The 20,049-nt window shown below is 37.2% G+C and carries 21 protein-coding genes; 9 read left to right on the top strand and 12 right to left on the bottom strand.

The window, feature by feature from the left end; genetic code table 11:
• Positions 1–3 precede the first annotated feature (3 nt).
• A complete protein-coding gene (locus FBT53_RS13650) occupies positions 4–1,197 on the bottom strand; it encodes a DUF3667 domain-containing protein (protein ID WP_136951748.1) in 1,194 nt (397 codons plus the stop codon).
• Positions 1,198–1,226: 29 nt separating this feature from the next.
• Positions 1,227–2,471 carry a type IX secretion system plug protein domain-containing protein gene (locus tag FBT53_RS13645; protein ID WP_136951747.1) on the bottom strand — a complete coding sequence of 415 codons (1,245 nt, stop codon included), beginning with the start codon at positions 2,469–2,471 and terminating at the stop codon, positions 1,227–1,229.
• A 146-nt stretch (positions 2,472–2,617) separates the two neighbouring features.
• Here FBT53_RS13645 and FBT53_RS13640 point away from each other — a divergent pair, with 146 nt between their 5' ends.
• The 8 genes from FBT53_RS13640 to FBT53_RS13605 all read left to right on the top strand — a co-directional run bounded on the left by FBT53_RS13640 (position 2,618) and on the right by FBT53_RS13605 (position 10,183).
• A complete protein-coding gene (locus FBT53_RS13640) occupies positions 2,618–3,970 on the top strand; it encodes a Na(+)-translocating NADH-quinone reductase subunit A (RefSeq protein ID WP_136951746.1) in 1,353 nt (450 codons plus the stop codon).
• Positions 3,971–3,973: 3 nt separating this feature from the next.
• Positions 3,974–5,257, top strand: coding sequence for an NADH:ubiquinone reductase (Na(+)-transporting) subunit B (locus tag FBT53_RS13635; RefSeq protein WP_136951745.1), 1,284 nt, complete (start codon positions 3,974–3,976; stop codon positions 5,255–5,257).
• A gap of 2 nt (positions 5,258–5,259) precedes the next feature.
• Positions 5,260–6,006: a Na(+)-translocating NADH-quinone reductase subunit C gene (locus tag FBT53_RS13630; protein ID WP_136951744.1), complete on the top strand. Its 747-nt coding sequence runs from the start codon at positions 5,260–5,262 to the stop codon at positions 6,004–6,006.
• Between the two features lies 1 nt (position 6,007).
• Positions 6,008–6,655, top strand: coding sequence for an NADH:ubiquinone reductase (Na(+)-transporting) subunit D (locus FBT53_RS13625; RefSeq protein ID WP_136951743.1), 648 nt, complete (start codon positions 6,008–6,010; stop codon positions 6,653–6,655).
• A 10-nt stretch (positions 6,656–6,665) separates the two neighbouring features.
• A complete protein-coding gene (nqrE, locus tag FBT53_RS13620) occupies positions 6,666–7,406 on the top strand; it encodes an NADH:ubiquinone reductase (Na(+)-transporting) subunit E (RefSeq protein ID WP_136951742.1) in 741 nt (246 codons plus the stop codon).
• Between the two features lie 2 nt (positions 7,407–7,408).
• Complete coding sequence (gene nqrF / locus FBT53_RS13615) at positions 7,409–8,716, top strand: NADH:ubiquinone reductase (Na(+)-transporting) subunit F (RefSeq protein WP_136951741.1); 1,308 nt, start codon at positions 7,409–7,411, stop codon at positions 8,714–8,716.
• Positions 8,717–8,811: 95 nt separating this feature from the next.
• Positions 8,812–9,171, top strand: coding sequence for a Na(+)-translocating NADH-quinone reductase subunit F (locus tag FBT53_RS13610; protein WP_136951740.1), 360 nt, complete (start codon positions 8,812–8,814; stop codon positions 9,169–9,171).
• 1 nt (position 9,172) lies between these two features.
• Positions 9,173–10,183 carry an FAD:protein FMN transferase gene (locus FBT53_RS13605; protein ID WP_136951739.1) on the top strand — a complete coding sequence of 337 codons (1,011 nt, stop codon included), beginning with the start codon at positions 9,173–9,175 and terminating at the stop codon, positions 10,181–10,183.
• Here the strand turns inward: FBT53_RS13605 and FBT53_RS13600 are convergent.
• The 4 genes from FBT53_RS13600 to gpmI are packed head-to-tail and all read right to left on the bottom strand — an operon-like array spanning position 10,170 to position 15,452.
• Positions 10,170–10,946, bottom strand: coding sequence for a class I SAM-dependent methyltransferase (locus FBT53_RS13600; RefSeq protein ID WP_136951738.1), 777 nt, complete (start codon positions 10,944–10,946; stop codon positions 10,170–10,172). The genes FBT53_RS13605 and FBT53_RS13600 overlap by 14 nt on opposite strands.
• Positions 10,947–11,765 (bottom strand): type I methionyl aminopeptidase, encoded by an 819-nt coding sequence (gene map, locus FBT53_RS13595; RefSeq protein ID WP_136951737.1) that lies wholly within the window; start codon positions 11,763–11,765, stop codon positions 10,947–10,949. It lies immediately after the preceding gene.
• Positions 11,766–11,812: 47 nt separating this feature from the next.
• Entirely contained in the window at positions 11,813–13,945 is a 2,133-nt protein-coding gene (locus tag FBT53_RS13590) for a glycoside hydrolase family 97 protein (RefSeq protein ID WP_136951736.1), read from the bottom strand.
• Positions 13,946–13,949: 4 nt separating this feature from the next.
• On the bottom strand, positions 13,950–15,452 hold the full coding sequence (gene gpmI, locus FBT53_RS13585) for a 2,3-bisphosphoglycerate-independent phosphoglycerate mutase (RefSeq protein WP_136951735.1): 1,503 nt from the start codon (positions 15,450–15,452) through the stop codon (positions 13,950–13,952).
• Between the two features lie 214 nt (positions 15,453–15,666).
• Between gpmI and FBT53_RS13580 the strand changes: the two genes are divergently transcribed.
• Positions 15,667–16,056, top strand: coding sequence for an ankyrin repeat domain-containing protein (locus FBT53_RS13580; protein ID WP_240729840.1), 390 nt, complete (start codon positions 15,667–15,669; stop codon positions 16,054–16,056).
• Between the two features lie 82 nt (positions 16,057–16,138).
• Here FBT53_RS13580 and FBT53_RS16130 read toward each other — a convergent pair whose 3' ends face one another.
• From FBT53_RS16130 to FBT53_RS16125, 6 genes are all read right to left on the bottom strand, one after another.
• Complete coding sequence (locus FBT53_RS16130) at positions 16,139–16,306, bottom strand: DUF6747 family protein (protein ID WP_167988201.1); 168 nt, start codon at positions 16,304–16,306, stop codon at positions 16,139–16,141.
• A 170-nt stretch (positions 16,307–16,476) separates the two neighbouring features.
• The gene (locus FBT53_RS13575) at positions 16,477–17,244 is read right to left on the bottom strand and encodes a M48 family metalloprotease (RefSeq protein ID WP_136951734.1); all 768 of its coding nucleotides are present in this window, start codon (positions 17,242–17,244) and stop codon (positions 16,477–16,479) included.
• Positions 17,245–17,285: 41 nt separating this feature from the next.
• Positions 17,286–18,020 (bottom strand): M15 family metallopeptidase, encoded by a 735-nt coding sequence (locus FBT53_RS13570; RefSeq protein ID WP_136951733.1) that lies wholly within the window; start codon positions 18,018–18,020, stop codon positions 17,286–17,288.
• 70 nt (positions 18,021–18,090) lie between these two features.
• Entirely contained in the window at positions 18,091–19,236 is a 1,146-nt protein-coding gene (locus tag FBT53_RS13565) for a gliding motility-associated C-terminal domain-containing protein (RefSeq protein WP_136951732.1), read from the bottom strand.
• Between the two features lies 1 nt (position 19,237).
• Positions 19,238–19,753, bottom strand: coding sequence for a hypothetical protein (locus FBT53_RS13560; RefSeq protein WP_136951731.1), 516 nt, complete (start codon positions 19,751–19,753; stop codon positions 19,238–19,240).
• Positions 19,716–20,049 (bottom strand): hypothetical protein (locus tag FBT53_RS16125; protein ID WP_169630370.1); only part of this gene is annotated, 334 nt, incomplete at its 5' end. The genes FBT53_RS16125 and FBT53_RS13560, both read right to left, overlap by 38 nt.

The following is a 20,049-nucleotide window of genomic DNA, read 5'->3' as shown; positions in this document are numbered from 1 at the left end:
AACCTAATAAGTAAATATGCTCCCTGTAAACAGTATTACCACTACAAAGATGGCTAAAAATAAGAATACTGAGTTGAGAAACAGATATTTTATAATTGTTTTAAGAACGCCTTGGCTGTAAAAATTACGCATGGCTTGGAACAGGTAAATGGTAAAAAGTGAAACGAAAATCACAACACTAGATGTTCCAAAAATACGGTCTATTATCCAGCTAAGGATGAGCAAGATAAACATTAAAGATTGGTTGTGAAAACTAAAGATTAAATGATCGGTATAGGTATAGTTTTTTCGGACGTAAGCTAATTTGATAAATAGTGTAAACAGCGGTAAGAAGAAAAAGATAACAAAAGGCAACTTAGATATGGTGTCTTTTAGCCAATAACCAGGCATAGTTAAGGCTTTTAAAAGGCTACGTGCGGCATTAAAGGAAAGTTTAGTAGAGAAACTAGGTTGCATTTGGTACTTATTCAAGGCGCTTTGGTAACTGGTAATGGAGTCTTGTTTTAACATGGTGATAAAAAACTCCATTTTCTCAGAAACACCAGTATTTGGGTCGGTTTCTAGGTTTTTAGCATATGCTTTAGGATTTGCAATCATCAAGGAGTCAGAGATGCGTTCTTTTTCTAAAGAATTTTGTAGAAAAAATCCTAATGAATCTAAATCTGACAAACGGGCTTGGGCTGCTTCATTATGTTGGGTAATGGAGTCTACCTGCGCCAATTCTAAACTGTCTAATGCTTTTGTTTTTACGCTATCTAACCATGCGGTGGTATGGTTTGGGTTAAAATTCCAGCCTTGGTTTAAATTAATTTTGTCGTCTAAATGCATCTCATTTAATTCCTCAAAATTATTTCCAAAAGTGGCTAGTAAAAAATAGATAAAAGCTAGACTAAGTAAAAATCTAAAAGGGTTGGTGTAAGAAATGCGCTTTCCGTAAATATAATCTCTAGTGATGCTTCCTGGTTTTAAAAGCATCGTGTATAAAGTGCGTAGTAATTTGGAGTCGTAATTGATAACGCTAGAAAAAAACTCATGTACAAAATCTAATAAGGTGAGCTTTTTGGTGCTATTGGCTTGTGCGCAATTAGGGCAGTATTTATCACTTAAATCTAGCGGATGTCCGCAGTTTAAGCAATTTACGCCTCTATATCTTAAATCGTACCTCCCTTTTTGTAGTAAAGAATCCCCTTTTTCCATGGTGTTATGGTTGGTGGGAGTAAATATACTTAATTGCTGATAGTTGCACTGCTTGTTGACCCAATGCCTATCAGGCTGTCATACATATCACCAAAATTTCTATAGTATACCAGTACCAGGTAATTATTTTCTGTGAAATGAAAGTCTCCACTGATTAAATTCGGAGCCAAAGAACCGTCTTGTTTTTCTACAACATATTTGTAGTTATAAAACCCTTGTTTCATAGGGTATGCTAACTCAAAATAACCGGTTTCTTCATTGTAGGTCATTTTATTTTCATCGCTTGTGGCATAATTATTAAATCTGCCGTTTACATAAACGTTGTTTAAGCCAATTTCTGCAGAGTATGGTAATTTAAAATGTACTATGGTATATTCTGCTTCTCTGTCCACATCATCACCTTGTAAAGTACGCACTACAAAGTCACCGTTAATATCTGGGAAATAGGTGTATTTCTCGTCTTTACGGATGTTATTTGCAAATAAATAATGATGATATAATTCTTTGTATTCAATTTTAGCAATCGCAAAAGTTGGTGAGCGTAAATCTTTGGTGTCAAAATTTAAGTATTCATTACCCCCAAAAAAAGAACCCTCTTTATCGTACTTATAAATTAACTCATTACCTAGTGTAAACTGCGGTTTTAAGTTGTTTATGCTATTGGACCAGTTGTAATTTTGAAGAATACTTGTTTTTATTTCTTGCTTAGGATTAACAACAGAAAAGCCTGCGGTATTAATACTGAATTGCACCACTTGTTTCTCGTTAAGAAAGTTAAAATCTCTAGAGCGTTTAACTGTTGCGCCAACAGTAACTCTATTTTCGTAAATAAGAAATCTTCTGCTAAACTGCAGTTCTCCGCTACTGTTGTATATCTCTAAAATGTAATTACCACTTACTTTAAAAGATACATCACTATTTGGTAAGGTAAGTCTGTAATTGGAGTAGGGTTGTAGGGTGGTGTAGCTATTTTCATAGTCGATAATTCTTTGGTTGTCTGCGCCATCTAAATACTGAGACTTTAGCAGCTGAGAAGGCGACCAATCAAAATCACAATGCACTATTTTATAATAGTAGTCTTGTTCATTGGCATAGAGGTCATCAAAAGTAAGTGTAAAGGATTCTCCCAGAGTAATTATTGGGAATTGGTCTTCTGTAGGACCTTTAAAAATGATAGTCTTAATATTTTCTGGAGGATTGACTTCAAACTGAATTTGAGCCGTACTTTTAAAAATTATCAAAAAAACCAATAAATGTTTGATCAATCTGCGCATAAATAGCCTAAATATTAGGTAAAGGTAAACAAAAAGTATGCCCAACCATATCCGTTCGATGTAATGCTAAATTTCTAGTCATTTATTTCGATAATTGTTGTTTTTAGTAGTATTTTTGTGACCGATTTTTAAAGGTCTCAAAACATATGTCCAAAGACATCCGAATCAAGAAAGGGTTGAATATCAACCTGGTCGGGGCAGCGGAACAAACTACTTCAAAAGCCGTTTCTAGCAACGTGTATGCCCTGAACCTAGATGATTTTCATGGGATAGTTCCCAAAATGTTAATCAAAGAAGGTGCCGAGATAAAAGCCGGTGAACCCATCTTTTACAACAAGAATAGAGAAGATATGCTTTTTGTGTCTCCTGTAAGCGGGGAACTGGCAGAGATTGTCAGAGGTGCAAGAAGGCGTATTCTTACCTTAAAGATTTTAGCAGACAAAGAGCAAAGTTATCATGAAGGGAAAGCCCTTGATGTGGCTGCTGCTGATGCTAAAACTATAAGGGAGTTGTTGTTGGGAGCTGGTTTATGGCCATTTATTAAACAGCGTCCTTATGATATCATTGCTGATCCAAATAAAACACCAAAAGCAATATTTGTTTCTGGTGCCACTACAGCGCCATTAGCTGCAGAGGTGGATTATGTGTTAAAAGATAAAGAGAAAGAACTGCAAGCGGCTATTAGTGCTTTGGGTAAACTAACCCCAGGTAAATTTCATGTTTCTGTAGCAAACGCCTCTTCCTCTCCTTTTAAAGGGCTTACGGGGGTTACTTTGCACAGCGTGTCTGGACCTCACCCTGCAGGATTATTGGGTACACAGATTAACAAAATAGATCCAATTAATAAAGGAGAAACGGTTTGGACCGTAAGTCCGCAAGATTTGGTTATAATAGGGGAGTATTTGCTGACAGGTAAATATAACGCTGAGCGTACAATTGCATTGGCAGGGTCTTCAGTAAAGAATCCAAAATATTACACTACAAAAATAGGTGCAGAAATATCTACGTTTTTGTACGCTAGTGGCGTAAACGAAGATAAGTTTAGATTAATCAATGGTGATGTGCTTACAGGTAAGCAAGTTGCGCCAGACGGGTATTTAGGTTTTTATAATAATACGGTTACGGCTATTCCAGAAGGCGACGATTATGAGTTGTTTGGGTGGAATAAGCCAGTTTTTAATAAAATTTCATCTACCAGAGCTTTAACATTCTCGTGGCTAAATCCAAAAAAGAAGTACGATTTGGATACCAATACTAATGGTGAGCATAGGGCATTTGTTGTTACTGGTAAGTATGAAGAGGTGTTTCCATTAGATATTTATCCATTACAATTGCTAAAAGCGTGTATGGTAAAGGATTTGGATGAAATGGAACAATTAGGTTTGTATGAAGTGGCTCCAGAAGATTTTGCTTTAACAGAGTTTATCTGTATCTCTAAGCAGCCACACCAACAGATTATTCGTGAAGGACTCGATTTATTACATCAAGAAATTGGATAGGCTATGGGTTTAAAAGAAAAGATGCATGAGTTAAAACTGAAGTATCAGGGCAAAAAAATGGCACCTGCCTTTAATGCTTTTCATACTTTTTTGTTTTCTCCAAACGAAACAACACACTCTGGTGGGCACATTAGAGCGGTAGACGATTTAAAAAGAACGATGAATACCGTTATCATGGCATTAGTACCATGCTTAATATTCGGTATATTCAATGCGGGGTATCAACATTATTCTGCTATTAATGGTTTTCCTGCGGAGTTTTCCTTGTTTGAACACTTTATCAATTGGGATAATTTTATACTAGGAGTAACTACCATTTTGCCATTGGTAATTGTTTCTTACGGAGTGGGCCTTATTGTGGAATTTATTTTTGCTGTAATAAAAGGTCATGAAGTAGAAGAAGGGTATTTGGTTACGGGAATGCTTGTGCCATTAATTGTACCTGTAGATACGCCACTTTGGATGCTAGCAGTTGCTGTAGTTTTTGGTGTGGTGATTGGTAAGGAAGTATTTGGTGGTACAGGAATGAATATCCTTAACCCAGCATTGACAATTAGAGCCTTTTTATTCTTTGCTTACCCAACTTGGATGAGTGGAGATAAGGTATGGGTGCATGGTGCTGTAGAGCGCTCAGAAGCAATTACGGCAGGTGCTAACCTAGATGCTATTTCTGGAGAAACAGTGCTAGGATATTTAGCGCAAGGCAATACAGAAAATATGTATGCTAAGTATGATTTAAGTGATATGTTCTTTGGTTTTATCCCTGGTTCTGTTGGGGAGACATCCACTTTTCTAATTCTTTTAGGAGGCTTATTCTTAATCTTTACCAAAATTGCAAGTTGGAGAATTATGCTAAGTGCTGTTATTGGTTCCTTAGTGATGGGACTAATTTTTAACGGTGTTGTAGATTTTGGTTGGATTCCAGAATACAGTAAGTTTTATGGTTTAATGAGTTTTGATTTCTGGCAACATCTTATTGTTGGTGGTTTAGCTTTTGGTATTGTATACATGGCTACAGACCCGGTAACAGGTTCTCAAACTAATAAAGGAAAATGGATTTATGGTTTCTTAATCGGCTTTATATCTGTAATGATTAGAGTATTTAATCCAGGGTATCCAGAAGGGGTGTTCTTAGCCATTTTACTGATGAATGTCTTTGCGCCTACCATTGACCACTATGTGATACAAGGTAATGTGAAGAAAAGATTAAAGCGAACTAAAAATGCGACTATTCTGCCAAACGTAGATGCAGATGCCGCTCAAGAATTAAAAGCTGAAACCGTTTAATTATGGCCAACAAGACAGATAAAAATTCGTACACCGTAATTTTTGCCGTTATAATGGTAATTGCGGTAGGTTCTATCTTAGCTTTAATGGCAACAGGTTTAAGAACCCGCATAGATGAAAATCAACGTTTTGAAAAGCAGCAGAACATTCTGTACGCTATGGGCGTAAATGAGAATGAAGGGGATGGCGATGTTGCTTTTATACCAACAGATAAGGTAGAAGAAACTTTTTCTAAATTCATTAAAAAGCAAATTATTCTTGAGGGCGATAAGCAATCAGAAGATGATGAAGCTTATTTAATTGAAATGAAGAAAGAGCTTGAAGTTATTAAAAAAGGCGGTAACGGTAAATTACCCTTGTTTATAGGAGAAAAAGATGGTAAGGAGTTTTATATTCTTCCTATGTATGGAAAAGGACTTTGGGATGCCATTTGGGGTTATATTTCTTTAGACAAGAATTTAGTAGTTCAAGGTGTATACTTTGACCATAAAGGGGAAACTCCTGGTTTAGGTGCTAACATTAAACTTCGTTTTTTTATGGATGACTTTAAAGGAGAGTCTATAGAAGATGGTGTAAGGTTAGCAGGTATAGAGGTTGCTAAAGGTAACAACGACCCTTTAAACAATGACAAAGAAGATAATCAAGTAGACGCTTTAGCAGGTGCAACAATTACAGGTAATGGGGTTTCTGCAATGATTAAAGAGAGTCTTAATCTTTACAAACCGTATTTAAAATCTTTAAAACAATAGTATGGGACTACTTTCTAAAAAGGATGCTAGCCTAATTACAGATCCATTAGCAGATAATAATCCAATCACCATTCAGGTATTAGGTATCTGTTCTGCTTTGGCAATTACAGCAGAATTAAAAGCTTCTGTAGTAATGGCAATATCAGTAATGTTTGTATTAGGCGTAGGTAACGTAGTTATCTCTTTAATGCGTAACGTAATTCCTTCTAAAATCAGGATTATCGTTCAATTGATTGTGGTGGCCACTTTGGTAATTATTGTAGACCAAGTTTTAAAGGCTTTTGCATATGAATTAAGTAAAACCCTATCAGTTTTCGTAGGATTAATTATTACCAACTGTATCATCATGGGGCGTTTTGAGGCTTTTGCTTTAGGTAATGGTCCATGGAGGTCTTTCTTAGATGGTATTGGTAACTCCTTAGGTTACGGTGTTATCTTAATAATTGTTGGTTTTTTTAGAGAGTTGCTTGGCGCAGGTACTTTATTTGGTTATCCTGTTTTAGGAGACCCGATAGAAAAAACTGGTTTGTATTCTATAGGATATGAGAACAATGGTTTCATGATTATTCCACCAGCTGCATTAATTGTTGTGGGTATTATTATTTGGGTTCAACGTTCTAGAAATAGAGCATTAATAGAAGAAGCATAAAACGTAGGCCATGTTAGAACATTTAGAATTATTTTTTAAGTCCATCTTTATAGATAATATGGTATTTGCTGTATTCTTAGGGATGTGTTCCTACTTAGCAGTATCTAAGAAAGTAAGTACAGCTGTAGGTTTAGGAGCTGCTGTAATCTTTGTATTAGGTGTTACTGTTCCATTAAACTGGTTGTTGGATCAATATTTATTAAGAGATGGTGCATTAGCTTGGTTAGGTCCAGAATATGCAGACTATAACTTAGGTTTTTTATCTTTTATCTTATTTATTGCAACTATTGCTACCATGGTACAATTGGTAGAGATTGTAGTAGAGAAATTTTCACCATCATTATATAACTCTTTAGGTATCTTTTTACCACTTATTGCGGTAAACTGTGCTATCCTTGGGGGTTCTTTATTTATGCAAACCAGAGATATACCTAATTTAGGTTTGGCACTTAATTATGGTATCAGTTCTGGAATAGGTTGGTTCTTAGCTATTTTGGCTATAGCAGCCATCCGTGAGAAAATTAGATACTCTAATGTGCCAGCTCCGTTAAGAGGTTTAGGTATTACTTTTATTATTACGGGTTTAATGGGTATCGGTTTCCAAAGTTTTGGTGGAATGTTAACGGGTGACAACGAGCCGCCAGAAGAAACTGCTCCTACAACTGCAGAAGTAGAGAAAAAGGACGAAAAAGAAATTAAAAAAGAAATGGAAGATGAAAAAGCCATTTCTTATAACGAGGTAAACAAGTAAACATGATATTAGCAACAACCGGAGGTACTGTAATCATTACCGTGATCGCATTTTTGGTGTTGACCCTTTTATTGGTTGCACTATTGTTGTTCACTAAAGAAAAATTATCTCCTTCTGGTCCTGTGACCATTAAAATAAATGGAGAAAAAGAGGTAGAGGTAGAATCTGGAGGTTCTTTACTTTCTACTTTAGGTAATCAAAAAATCTTTTTACCATCTGCATGTGGTGGTGGTGGTACTTGTATTCAATGTGAGTGTCACGTATTATCTGGTGGTGGAGAAGCTCTGCCAACAGAAACACCACACTTTTCTAAAAAAGAATTGAATCACGGAGCACGTTTAGCTTGCCAAGTTAAGGTTAAGCAAGACATGGAAATCACTATTCCAGAAGAAGTTTTTGGTATTAAAAAGTGGGATGCAAAAGTGGTTCGTAACTACAATGTTGCATCATTTATTAAGGAGTTTGTAGTAGAAATTCCTGAGGAAATGAATTACAAGGCTGGTGGTTATATCCAAATAGAAATTCCAAAATGCGAGGTGAAATATGCTGATATTGACATAACAGCACACCCAGAAGAGCATGAAACTCCGGACAAATTCCAAGCAGAATGGGATAAGTTTAACCTTTGGCCTTTGGTAATGAAAAACCCAGAGACAGTAGAAAGAGCATACTCCATGGCTTCTTACCCAGCAGAGGGTAGAGAAATTATGCTTAATGTGCGTATTGCTACACCACCATGGGATAGAGCTAAAAACGGATGGATGGATGTAAACCCAGGAGTGGCATCATCTTATATTTTTAACTTAAAGAAAGGAGATCCTGTAACTATTTCTGGACCGTTTGGTGAATTCTTTATCAATGAGTCAGATGCAGAGATGCTTTACGTTGGTGGTGGTGCAGGTATGGCGCCAATGCGTTCGCATTTATATCACCTATTCAAAACCTTAAAAACCAACAGAAAGGTTACGTATTGGTACGGTGGTAGGTCTAAAAGGGAGTTATTTTATCTTGAGCATTTTAGAGCTTTGGAAAAGGAGTTCCCGAACTTTAAGTTCTACTTAGCCCTTTCAGAACCTTTAGAGGAAGATAACTGGAAGGTAAAGAAGGATATAAACGATGAGGAAGGTGACGGTTTCGTTGGGTTTATTCATAATTGTGTTATTGAAAACTATTTGAATCACCACGAAGCTCCAGAAGATATAGAATTGTATTTCTGTGGACCGCCATTAATGAACAAAGCGGTACAAAAAATGGGTGAGGATTTTGGTATCCCAGATGAGAATATTCGTTTTGATGACTTTGGTGGATAAATCAACCCATCAAAAAACCTCTGTAGTTTCAATAAGAGGATTAGGATATATTTTAAAACCGATGCTCTGGCATCGGTTTTTTATTTTAAAAGAAAATGAGTAGACCATTAACAGAACAAGAATTGCACAACTTAGCCATGAATTTGGTAGGTGAAGAGCTAAAGTTGGATGGATATGAGTTTATGGGGGTCAATAGTAAACTCAAAAAAAATCCACAATTTGTATGTTTAAAGGATAAAATTTTGCACTTTATCATTGTGCGGCATGTGGCTTATCCTGAAGACCCTAGAACTTTTGATGAGGCGTTAGTGAAGAAAGTTAAGGAACATGCAGATAAGTTTGAAGCTAAAACTTATTATGCTGGGGTTGGCCTTTCAAATGCTAAGGACAGGAATGCTCCTGTATTGCTAAATCAGGAATATATAGTAGATTACCAAGGTTTAATTCCCTTTTAAAATGAGAGGTTCGTATAGTTGTTTTTTAGTATATCTAATTGTATTTATTGGTTGTTCACCAAAAGAAAGATGGGTAAAGAATCAGAATGTTGGAGAGGCGTTTGGCACCACTTATTCTATCATTTATTTGGCTCATGAAGAGTTGAATTACCAAAAGGAAATAGACTCTGTTATTAAGGCTGTAAATAAATCTATGTCTACGTACATGCCAGATTCAGATATTTCTAGAATTAATTCTGGTGATACAACAATACAAGTAGACCACATGTTTAAGGATGTGTTTGCCCTCAGTAAAGAAATACATGCAAAGTCTAAGGGCAATTTTGATCCTACTGTAGGGGTTTTGGCAAACGCTTGGGGTTTTGGTCCGGGAAGAAAATTAACAATGGATCAGGGAAAAGTAGATAGTTTGTTGCAGTTTGTGGGTTTTAGTAAAGTACGTTTAAATGCAAATAGCACGGTAACCAAAGAGAAAGAGGGTATTGCGTTTGATTTTAATTCCATTGCTAAGGGGTACAGCATAGACAGATTAGCAGCAATGTTAGCAGAGAAAGGTATTCAGAATTATTTGGTAGAAGTAGGTGGAGAAGTAGTAGGTAAGGGGAGTAACAGACTAATGATAAGAGATTGGGGAGTTGCTATTGATGATCCACAGGTAGAAGATGGTAGAAGAACAAAAAAAGCTATTCATTTAGTCAATAGAGCTATGGCCTCTTCTGGAAATTATAGGAAGTTTTGGGTGGACGAAGCAACAGGGAAAAAATATGTTCACACCATTAATCCATTGACAGGTTATCCCAAAAACGGAAATATTTTGGCAGCTACGGTACTGGCAGATAATTGTGCTAAAGCAGATGCTTACGCCACCACTTTTATGGCTATGGATTTAGAGGATTCTAAGAAGCTTATTGCTCAAGAAAATCTAGATGCTTACATCATTTATTTAGATGATGCAGGGAATACGCTAGAGTTTATGACAGATGGTTTTAAGGAAGTAGTTATTCAAAATTAGGTTTGCGAACAAAAGGAATCAATTCTCCCTTCGCTAAGCGAAATTGGTCTACTATTTCTGACGATAAATCGGCAGTGTAGTCTATGGCTTCAACCTTAAATCCATGCGAGCGTAATTGGTCAAAATAATCTAAACCATAAATTCGTACATGGTCATACTGCCCAAAAATACGGGCACGTTCTTTTTTGTCAGTGATTGTATCATCGGTAAAGGTTTTCGCTCTATTGGTATCTTGTGGAATTTGAAATATACCCCATCCGCCAGGTTTCATCACTCTAAATAATTCGCTCATAGCTTTATGGTCATCAGGGATGTGCTCTAAAACATGATTGCAAAGAATAACGTCAAACTCATTATCCTTAAAAGGTAAATTGCAGATATCGGCTTTTACATCCGCCAAAGGCGATAATAAATCCGTGGTAGTGTAATCCAGATTTTTTTGCTTTTTAAACCGATGATAAAACGCTTGTTCCGGAGCAAAGTGGAGTACTTTTAACGATGCCTTAAAAAAGTTGGTGCGTTCTTTTAAGAATAACCATAAAAGCCTGTGGCGTTCTAATGAAAGGGTAGAAGGGGATAAAACATTTTCTCTTGGAGCTTCATACCCATAGGGTAAGAATTTTCTAAACTTTTTTCCGTCAATGGGGTCGGTGTATCTGTTACCACGCAGGCCAAGTGCTATGATTGGCCTAACCCAGTAGCTTAATTTTATGAGCCAAGGTCTAGGAATAAGGTTTAGAAAATACTTAAAAAGTTTAGACACCTACAACGTCAATTTTTTAGCACGAAACTCATCTTCCTCGTCAGACGTAATACCAAGTGCTTCGTAGATGTACTGAAATGTGGATAGTAGTTCTGGTTTACCATTTACAATAGCCACATCATGCTCAAAATGTGCACTCGGTTGCCCATCAGCTGTCAAAATAGTCCAACCATCTCTAAGTTGTTTAATACGCTTTGTGCCCATATTAATCATAGGCTCTATAGCGACGACCATACCATCTACAAACTTTTTACCTCTACCTCTTTTGCCGTAGTTTGGCATTTGTGGGTCCTCGTGCAATTCTTTTCCCAAACCGTGGCCAACAAGTTCCCGAACTACACCGTAGCCATGACTTTCACAATATTTTTGAATAGCGAAGCCAACATCACCAACACGGTTGCCAGACTTAAATTCGCGAATACCAACGTATAAGGATTCCTTGGTTACTTTTAGCAATTTCTTAGTTTCTGGAGCTACCTCTCCCACTTCAAAGGTATAGGCATGGTCACCGTAATATCCATTTTTGATAGCACCACAATCAACTGAGATTACATCACCATCTTTTAGTTCCTCATTATTTGGAATCCCATGAACAACTTGCGCGTTAGGGCTCCAATTAAGCGTGTTGGGAAAATCATACATTCCTAAAAACCCTGGAATAGCACCATTATCACGAATAAATTCTTCCGCCATTTTATCTAACTTAAGCGGATTTGCCCCTGGCTTAATCTCAGCGGCTAACATTCCTAAGGTTTTAGATACCATAAGCGCACTTTCGCGCATTAACTCAATTTCTTCTGCCGTCTTGATTTTAATCATGGCGCAAAGATAAGATGATTAATAGATTTAAAGAACTACCTTATTAATTATAGTCGCTTTAAGCCCTTTAGGGCATTAGGTTGGGTAACTTCCATCACACTTATGGCATAACCACCACCAGCGGCACAAGGAATATTTATTTTAGAGGAGGAGTTTACCCTATATTTTTCAATCTTGTATGCCTTTGGGTTCTTTTTATAATGAGCATCATTATCATCACGATAGACTGTGGCTATGTAATCCTTCCCCTTGTCTAAAAAGTTGAATTTAATACTAGAAATACGTGGTATTTCATCATTAGTTCTACCTATAAACCAATTGTTGCTCCCTTTTTCTTTTCTGGCGTAGGTTACAAAATCACCTGGCTCTGCCTCTAATACCAAAGACTGATCCCAATCTAACGCTACATCTTTTATAAATTGAAAAGCATCTAAATGTTTTTCATAGGTCTCTGGTAAATCTGCAGCCATTTGCAATGGGCTATACATGGTTACATACAATGCTAATTGCCTAGCTATGGTGGTGTTTACCCAAGAATTGTTGTTGGGATTGTACTGGCTTACATCTGGCTCAAATATTCCGGGTGTATAATCCATGGGCCCGCCAATAAGGCGCGTAAACGGTAGTATGGTGGTATGGTCTGGATTGTTGCCGCCAAAAGATTCGTACTCCGTGCCACGAGCAGATTCATTACCAATTAGATTAGGATATGTTCTACTAAGTCCGGTAGGTCTCACTGCTTCATGTGCATTAACCATTATACCATAGGTAGCAGCTTTTTTAACCGCATACAGGTAATGGTTAATCATCCATTGTCCATAATGATGTTCTCCTCTTGGTAAAATATCCCCAACATAACCACTTTTTACCGCATTGTAATTATTGTCTACCATAAATTGATAGGCCTTGTCCATGTGTCTTTCGTAGTTGCGTACAGAGCCAGAAGTTTCGTGATGCATCATCAATTTCACACCCTTTTCTTTTGCGTATGTTTTTAAGCCTTCCACATCAAAATCGGGGTAGGGGGTAAGGAAATCAAAAACATAATCTTTAGATTTTCCAAACCAATCTTCCCAACCTTCATTCCAACCCTCTATCAAAACTTGTCCAAATCCATGTTTGGCAGCAAAATCTATGTATTTTTTTACATTTTTGGTGTTCGCAGCGTGTTTTCCATTAGGCTTTAGTTTGCTATAATCTGTGACACCTAATTGAACACTTGGTATATCTGTATAGGCCCAAGAACTTTTACCTGTTATCATTTCCCACCAAACTCCAATATATTTTACAGGTTTTATCCAAGAGGTGTCTTCAATAGCAGTAGGTTCATTAAGATTAAGAGTGATGTTAGATAGTAAAATATCCCCTGCGTTTTTGCTTGCGATTACCGTACGCCATGGTGTTGTTCTAGGAGCTTGCATATGGCCTTTATCGCCTCTTGCATCTGGTGTTAAGTGCGATTTAAAAATCAGATTTTTGCTATCCAATTCCAAATGCATACAGGCATAATCTACCAAAGCAGCTTCGTGCACGTTAATGTATACTCCATCATCACTTTTTAACATCAATGCGGTTTGTACTGCAGCTTTACCTATTGGAGTTTGTGAAGCGTTTGGTGTTACAGCTTGTTGCATTAAACCTTCAATTTCTGATAATTTAGAGGTGGTATAATCATATTCTTGAGTATCATAATCACCTGCAATCCAAAATGCCTTATGGTCACCTGCCATAGCAAATTGGGTAGCCTCCTCTTTAATTACAAAATAAGTGAGTTTGTCTTGTTCTGGAAACTCGTATCTAAAACCAAGACCGTCGTTAAACAGCCTAAACCGAATATTAAGTAAGCGTTGGGTCTTGTCTTGTTTAAGTTGTACCAGTAATTCATTATAATGATTACGAATAGTTTTGTTTTCTCCCCAAACTGGATTCCAGCTAGCATCAAAAGAAGAAGTTTTAGTGTCAACAATGCTAAAACCCGTTAATAAAGGTTCAGTGTCTTTCAACTCAAAACCAAGCGTACTCGGTTTTATTATGGTTGTGCCGTTTAAGCTTAATTCATAGGTGGGTGTGCCATCTGCCAAACTAAACTGTAAATTAAATGCTCCATTAGGAGCATTTAGTTCTTGGGCAATACCCAAAGCAGGTAATGCCCATAAAAGGTAAACAAGAATTTTTTTCATAAAATTATATCAAGGACTTCTGAGTCATACTTGCAGGTTGCGCTACGCCAATAATGTCTAAAATGGTAGGGGCAATATCGCCTAAAACCCCATCTTTAATTGCTTTACGTTCACCATCTACCAAAATTAAAGGCACAGGATTGGTGGTGTGAGCTGTATTTGGGCTACCGTCTGGATTAATCATGGTGTCACAATTACCGTGATCTGCAATGACCAAGGTAGTGTAGCCGTTTGCTAAACCGGCGGTGATTACATCTTTTGCGCATTCATCCACAACTTCACACGCCTTTATAGCAGCTTCCATAACGCCAGTATGCCCAACCATGTCTGGATTCGCAAAATTTAAACATACAAAATCGGTTTCCCCTTTTTGTAGCTCAGGAATAATAGCATCACGTATATCATAAGCGCTCATTTCTGGTTGTAAATCGTAGGTCGCTACTTTTGGGGAAGGACACAGAATACGTTGTTCACCATTAAATGGTTCTTCCCGGCCACCATTAAAAAAGAAGGTAACGTGTGGGTATTTTTCTGTCTCAGCAATACGGATTTGTTTTTTTCCTGCGTTGGCAAGAACCTCTCCTAAGGTTTCTGGAATGTTGTCCTTGTCATAAACTACCTTAACTCCTTTAAAAGATTCATCATAATTAGTTAAAGTAACGTAATACAGGTCTAACATTTTCATGTCTTGCTCTGGAAAATCTTGCTGATTCAGAGCCATGGTTAATTCTCTACCACGGTCGGTTCTAAAATTAAAAAAGATGATTACATCTCCTTCTTTTACAGTTCCTCCGGCATTTAAAACAATTGGCTCAATAAATTCATCTGTTTTGCCTGCTTCGTAACTAGCTTCCAATGCCGTAGTTACATTATCGTAAGAAGTGCCAATTCCTTTTGCGATAACGTCGTAAGCTTTTTTTACGCGCTCCCAACGCTTGTCACGATCCATGGCAAAATAACGACCTATAACGGTAGCTATTGTAGCTTTTTTATCACTAATAAATTGTTCTAAATCCTGTAAAAAACCTAAACCACTCTTGGGGTCTACATCTCTACCATCTGTAAAAGCATGTACAAAAGATTGCGGAACGCCAGCGTTATCGGCTGCAGATATTAAAGCCTTTAAATGGTCTATGTGGCTATGTACGCCGCCATTGCTTACAAGGCCCAGAAAATGTACATTTTTGTTGTTTTCTTTGGCGTAAGTAAAAGCTTCTTTAAGAGCAACTTCGTCCTTTAAAGTATTTTCTGCAACCGCCTTATTTATTTTAGCTAAATCTTGATATACAATTCTACCTGCTCCTAAATTCATATGGCCTACTTCACTATTACCCATTTGGCCTTCTGGTAAACCCACATGCATACCATCGGTAAGTAAATTGGCATTGGCATAGGTGTTGTAAAGACTGTCAATAAAAGGAGTATTTGCTTGTTCTATGGCAGAAACTTTAGGGTCTGGAGATTTTCCCCAGCCATCCAAAATCATCAAGATTGCTTTTTTGTTCATGTCTGTTTTAATTGAGCCTCAAAAATAAAGCCTTCTTGGGACAACCCCTAGTTATTTTATGGTTTTCCGTAATGCTATTTTAACAATAATTACAGGCGAAAATTGCGATGCTGTTAAAGTTTAGTTATATAACTGTTAATATGGTAACGTTTAAGGGATTATATAGTCTCTTTGATATATCAATTACATTCATTAATCAATAAATCAAAACATCATGAAAAAACGAATTTTAACTTTGGGAGTGGCAATGGCTTTTATGGCTGTTGTAAGTAATGTGGAAGCTAGAACTACTGATTCTGCTCCCATAATGAAATGGAATACATTAACAAATGTAAATGTAAGTTCTTTTTGTAAAGCAATTATTAAAGGCGATAAAGAAATGGTGCTGAAAATGATTGAAATGGGAGAAGATGTGAACCAGAAGTCCTTAGGCAAAACTCCGGCTCATTACGCTGCACGTTACAACAGGCCAGAAATAATGAAAGTATTAATTAAAAATGGTGCCAACCTTAATAAGCGTTGCGACCAAGGTTTTACCGTGAAAAAATATGCAGAACTGGCAGACGCTTCTGCTGTATTAGAAGTATTAGAGAAAAAAGGCTAATAGGAGTTTCAAAAACTATAAAACCCGATGCATTGCATCGGGTTTTTTGTTTCCTTAAGTGTTCTCGTAAAAGGAAATAGTGTTAAAATTGAAATCCAGTAATCGCTCTATACACAAATGCATACATCGCCATAAATATCATTACGGCGCTAAAAACCGAATATGCCTTTAAAAGCACCACTAAAAATTCTGGCTTTACGTTCTCAAATGCGCCAAAATATGCGTTCTTAAAATTCAATAGTGTCCCCATGTTGTAGTTTTTTAATGTTAAGCTACAAGGGGTTAAGTTATTTTATGTCTCGATTTGGTCACATAAAGGTACGCAAATTCGATGGAATATTGTAAATGATCGTTAAAAGGCGACATTTACTCGATTTCAGCTATACTAAATCTTCGAAACCAACGTTGATGACTATTTTTTTAAGCTCCTTGATATTTTTCAATAGCTTCTTTAATCCTTTCAATTCTGTTTTCTGGGTCTGGGTGGGTACTCTGGAATTCGGGCACTCTGTTAGGTCCTGCAGCAGATTTTAAAATTTTCATCACTTCTATCATCTCATAAGGGTCGTAACCAGATTGTATCATCATTAACACTCCTAGCTCATCGCTTTCTAACTCGTCCCCACGACCATTTTTTAATAAGGTATTTTGGCCAATGGCACCTATAATGCTTCCTGCATCTGCTCCTACAGAAGCTCCCATTGACACCTGTTGCCAATATTGACTGTCTGCAATACGTTCCGCAGAATGTCTACCAATAACGTGGCCAATTTCATGGCCTAATACGCCAGCAAGTTGTGCCTCATTCAATTGAGAAAATAAGGCATAAGTTATAAAGCATTGTCCACCAGGTAATGCAAATGCATTTATGGTACGGTCATCAGCTAATAGATGAAAATCATATTGGTACGGGGTTTCTCTGGCAACACTGTTCTGTACCAGTTTTTTTCCAACGGCATCTACCAAGGCTTGCATTCTTTGGTCTGGATACAGGCCGCCATGTTGCTGCGCCATTTCCGGAGCACTTTGCAATCCAATGGCTATTTCTTCTTGTGGCTCCATGGTAATATGCTGTTCCCTACCCGTATATGGATTGGTTTCTGTATTACTACACTTGTTAAAATAGGCAAAGGCTACAATAGCTAAGCCAATTAAAATCCGAATTTTCCAACTTCCTCTACTTCTCATAATGGTTGTGTTATAGTAGGCGGAAAGTTACAAAAAAGAAGCTATAATAATTCTGGGTTAATGTCTAGAATGTTGTTATGGATGTAATCTAATAAAAAGGCTCTGGTATAATGTTGAGCTCCTAAGATATCTGCTTCCGACAAGGTTTTTAAGATATTAAGCTTGCGATATTGTTTTAGCATCGGCTTAGCTGTAGGAGCATAACTATAATGCCAAGGCTCATATTTAAAACCTTTTCTAAAATAGCTGTCTGTGTATACCAAATAAAAGCCATAGTCATTAGCACATTTGTCTAACCATTGTTTTAAACCTTCAAAGGGACCACCTTCTTCAAATTTACTGGGTACTAGAACGTCTCCACTCACTTTTGCATTAGCATCTATGATATCTATATCTGTACCCCAATGATGTCTGCTAGTGCCAGGTATAGTAGAGTATTCTATAATTTTAGCCATGGCGTCTAGGGGTTCCATGTTATCTTGGTCTGTGTACTTTACATATTTCCGTTCCCAAATCGCTTTTTGTCTTGCATAGCTACGATAGCTAGAAACCATCTTAATGTTGAAACCTTCTGCTTCCGCCCCTTTTTGCATAGCTACAAAAGCGTCATGGGCTTCTTTTCTTAGATTGATGCCCTTACCAAACAATTCTAAATCTGCTTTGCCCATTAATTCCTCTGTAGAATAAAGAGGTCCTTGTTTGTAAGGGAAATGCGGTACTGTGAGTAGGGCAGTAGCTGCTAAACTAGATTTTTGAATAAAGGCGCGTCTTTGCATGAATTTGTAAACGTTGCGTTGCTATAGCTAACGCAATGGATGGATTATATATTTTAGCTGATATCTTATTTTATTGATTTTCTAGTGGTGATAAGTAAAAAAATCCTTGATATTTTTCACCATTGCTTTGGTCTGTGACTACATAATAATAGATGCCAGATGCTAATCCTTTACCTCTAGCTATTGCACCTTTTACATTGGCTACACCATAAAATTCTGCCGAATAATTGTTTAATGTATACACTAAAATACCGTACCTATTGTAAACCTCTAAAATGTTTTCGGGTATGTTTTCTATTTCCTCAAAAGTAAGATAGTCGTTAATGCCGTCTCCATTAGGAGAAATAAATTGCGAATTAGGAGTTAGCGTGTTTTTTGATGTGGGTGCAATTGCTAAGGTAACTGCAGCGTAGTCTGGGGCGTTAAAAATATAGGATTTTAGGCTACCCTTTGTGGAGTTGCCTTGGTGTTCTAGCCCTCCTAGATGATGCCATTCTTGTTCCGTTTTGTGCCAGCCTACTACTACAATGTCATTGGTGTTGTCTAAAATATAGTTCGGAGTAGTCACAGCATCCCAAAACAGTTGCACTTGTACCGCACCCATAGCATTATGTAATTCCCAGTATTCTGTGTTATCAACTTGGTTAATAGTAATTTCTTTAGAAACACTGTTGTAATTATCTGTGTTTGGCCAATTTTCATTTTTGTAGAAATATTTGCATTGTAGCGTAAATCCAGATTCGCTAAAAGATACTTGTATAGGGCGATAAAACTCTGTTGTACCTAAAGGCATTTCTAAATTTGAAATGTTAAGACCTCCGGTGTAGGTGATGGATTTACTTTTGGCAGATGCACCTGTATGAAAAGCATCATTTTTAAACCAAAGCAAAGGACTCTCTAAAGTTCCATCACTATCTACATTGCCATCTACAAAATTCAAATTGTTTTCAATATGCATCGCGTTGGCTAAAAATAAACCACGGCTATTCATCAACTCTACATCAAAAACATGTAATGGTAAGGAACCTGATATTTCCTGCGCCTTTGAACCATAAAAACCTACTAAACCTTGATTTTTAGAGTCGCTATGATTTTCCATATGATGAAACACGCCTAGAGTACCGGTTTCAAAAACCTTTAGACCTCCATCATTTCTGAGCGTTTCTTGGGCATGTAAAAAAGAGCACCCCAAAATTATGATGATAAGTTGCTTCATTTTACAATTTGTTGATTAATTGCCATTTGGTTCCATCGCTCTGTATCCAAATGACACCCTGATAGGGGATTAACGTTACACTTACTCCTAGCAAATCCTCATATGTAGATATACTTGCGGTTAAAGCAATGGTGTTTTTAATTACATACATTCTCCCAGTACAAGTAGATGCGTCTGGTAGGGTAACATTATGCGCACCTCCTAAAATGATAGTATGGTGTGTCTCATCTAAAGTGATGTTGCCTGTGGTTACTGTAATAGCTGTGGCCATAGAGCCACTTACTTCTAATGTACTATGTGTATTGGGGCCTGAGTAACCAGTATTGTCTGTTGTTGATTTACCTACCGCCAAGCGATTTTGAACTATTATTTGTGTGTTCCCAGTACTGTATTCGTCTGCGCGCAAAGCTTCATATCCGCCTGTTATTATTGCTAATTCATCTGCTGCTGGGCGATAAATACCCGTATCGGCATTGGTGTCATTTGCAAAATTGAATGAAGGATGAGCTGCTGTCATCTGTTAGGTTTATTCCTTCTGAACGAATTTCACCTGCAATATCTAATTTGTTCCTTGGAGGATTTGCAGCATTACCAATACCCACATTACCAGTTCCTGTGAAAGCAATATCGCTACCGTTCAAATCTAAGGTTCTAACGATTCCGTTAGGTAGTGTTAAATTAGAATTTGAAATGTTAGATACAGCTGCATTGTCTAACGTAAACACGGTACCTACAAGATTAAGACCAGCACCCGCCGTGTATGTTGTATCGTCATCACCATCAGCTAAGCCCGTTGGTACGCCGGTTAAATCA

This window comes from Flavobacterium sp. ASW18X, assembly GCF_005144745.1.
In the GTDB taxonomy this organism is placed as follows: domain Bacteria; phylum Bacteroidota; class Bacteroidia; order Flavobacteriales; family Flavobacteriaceae; genus Croceivirga.
The sequence above is the reverse complement of the archived record's forward strand: the minus strand, read 5'-3'. Positions and strand labels throughout refer to the sequence as shown.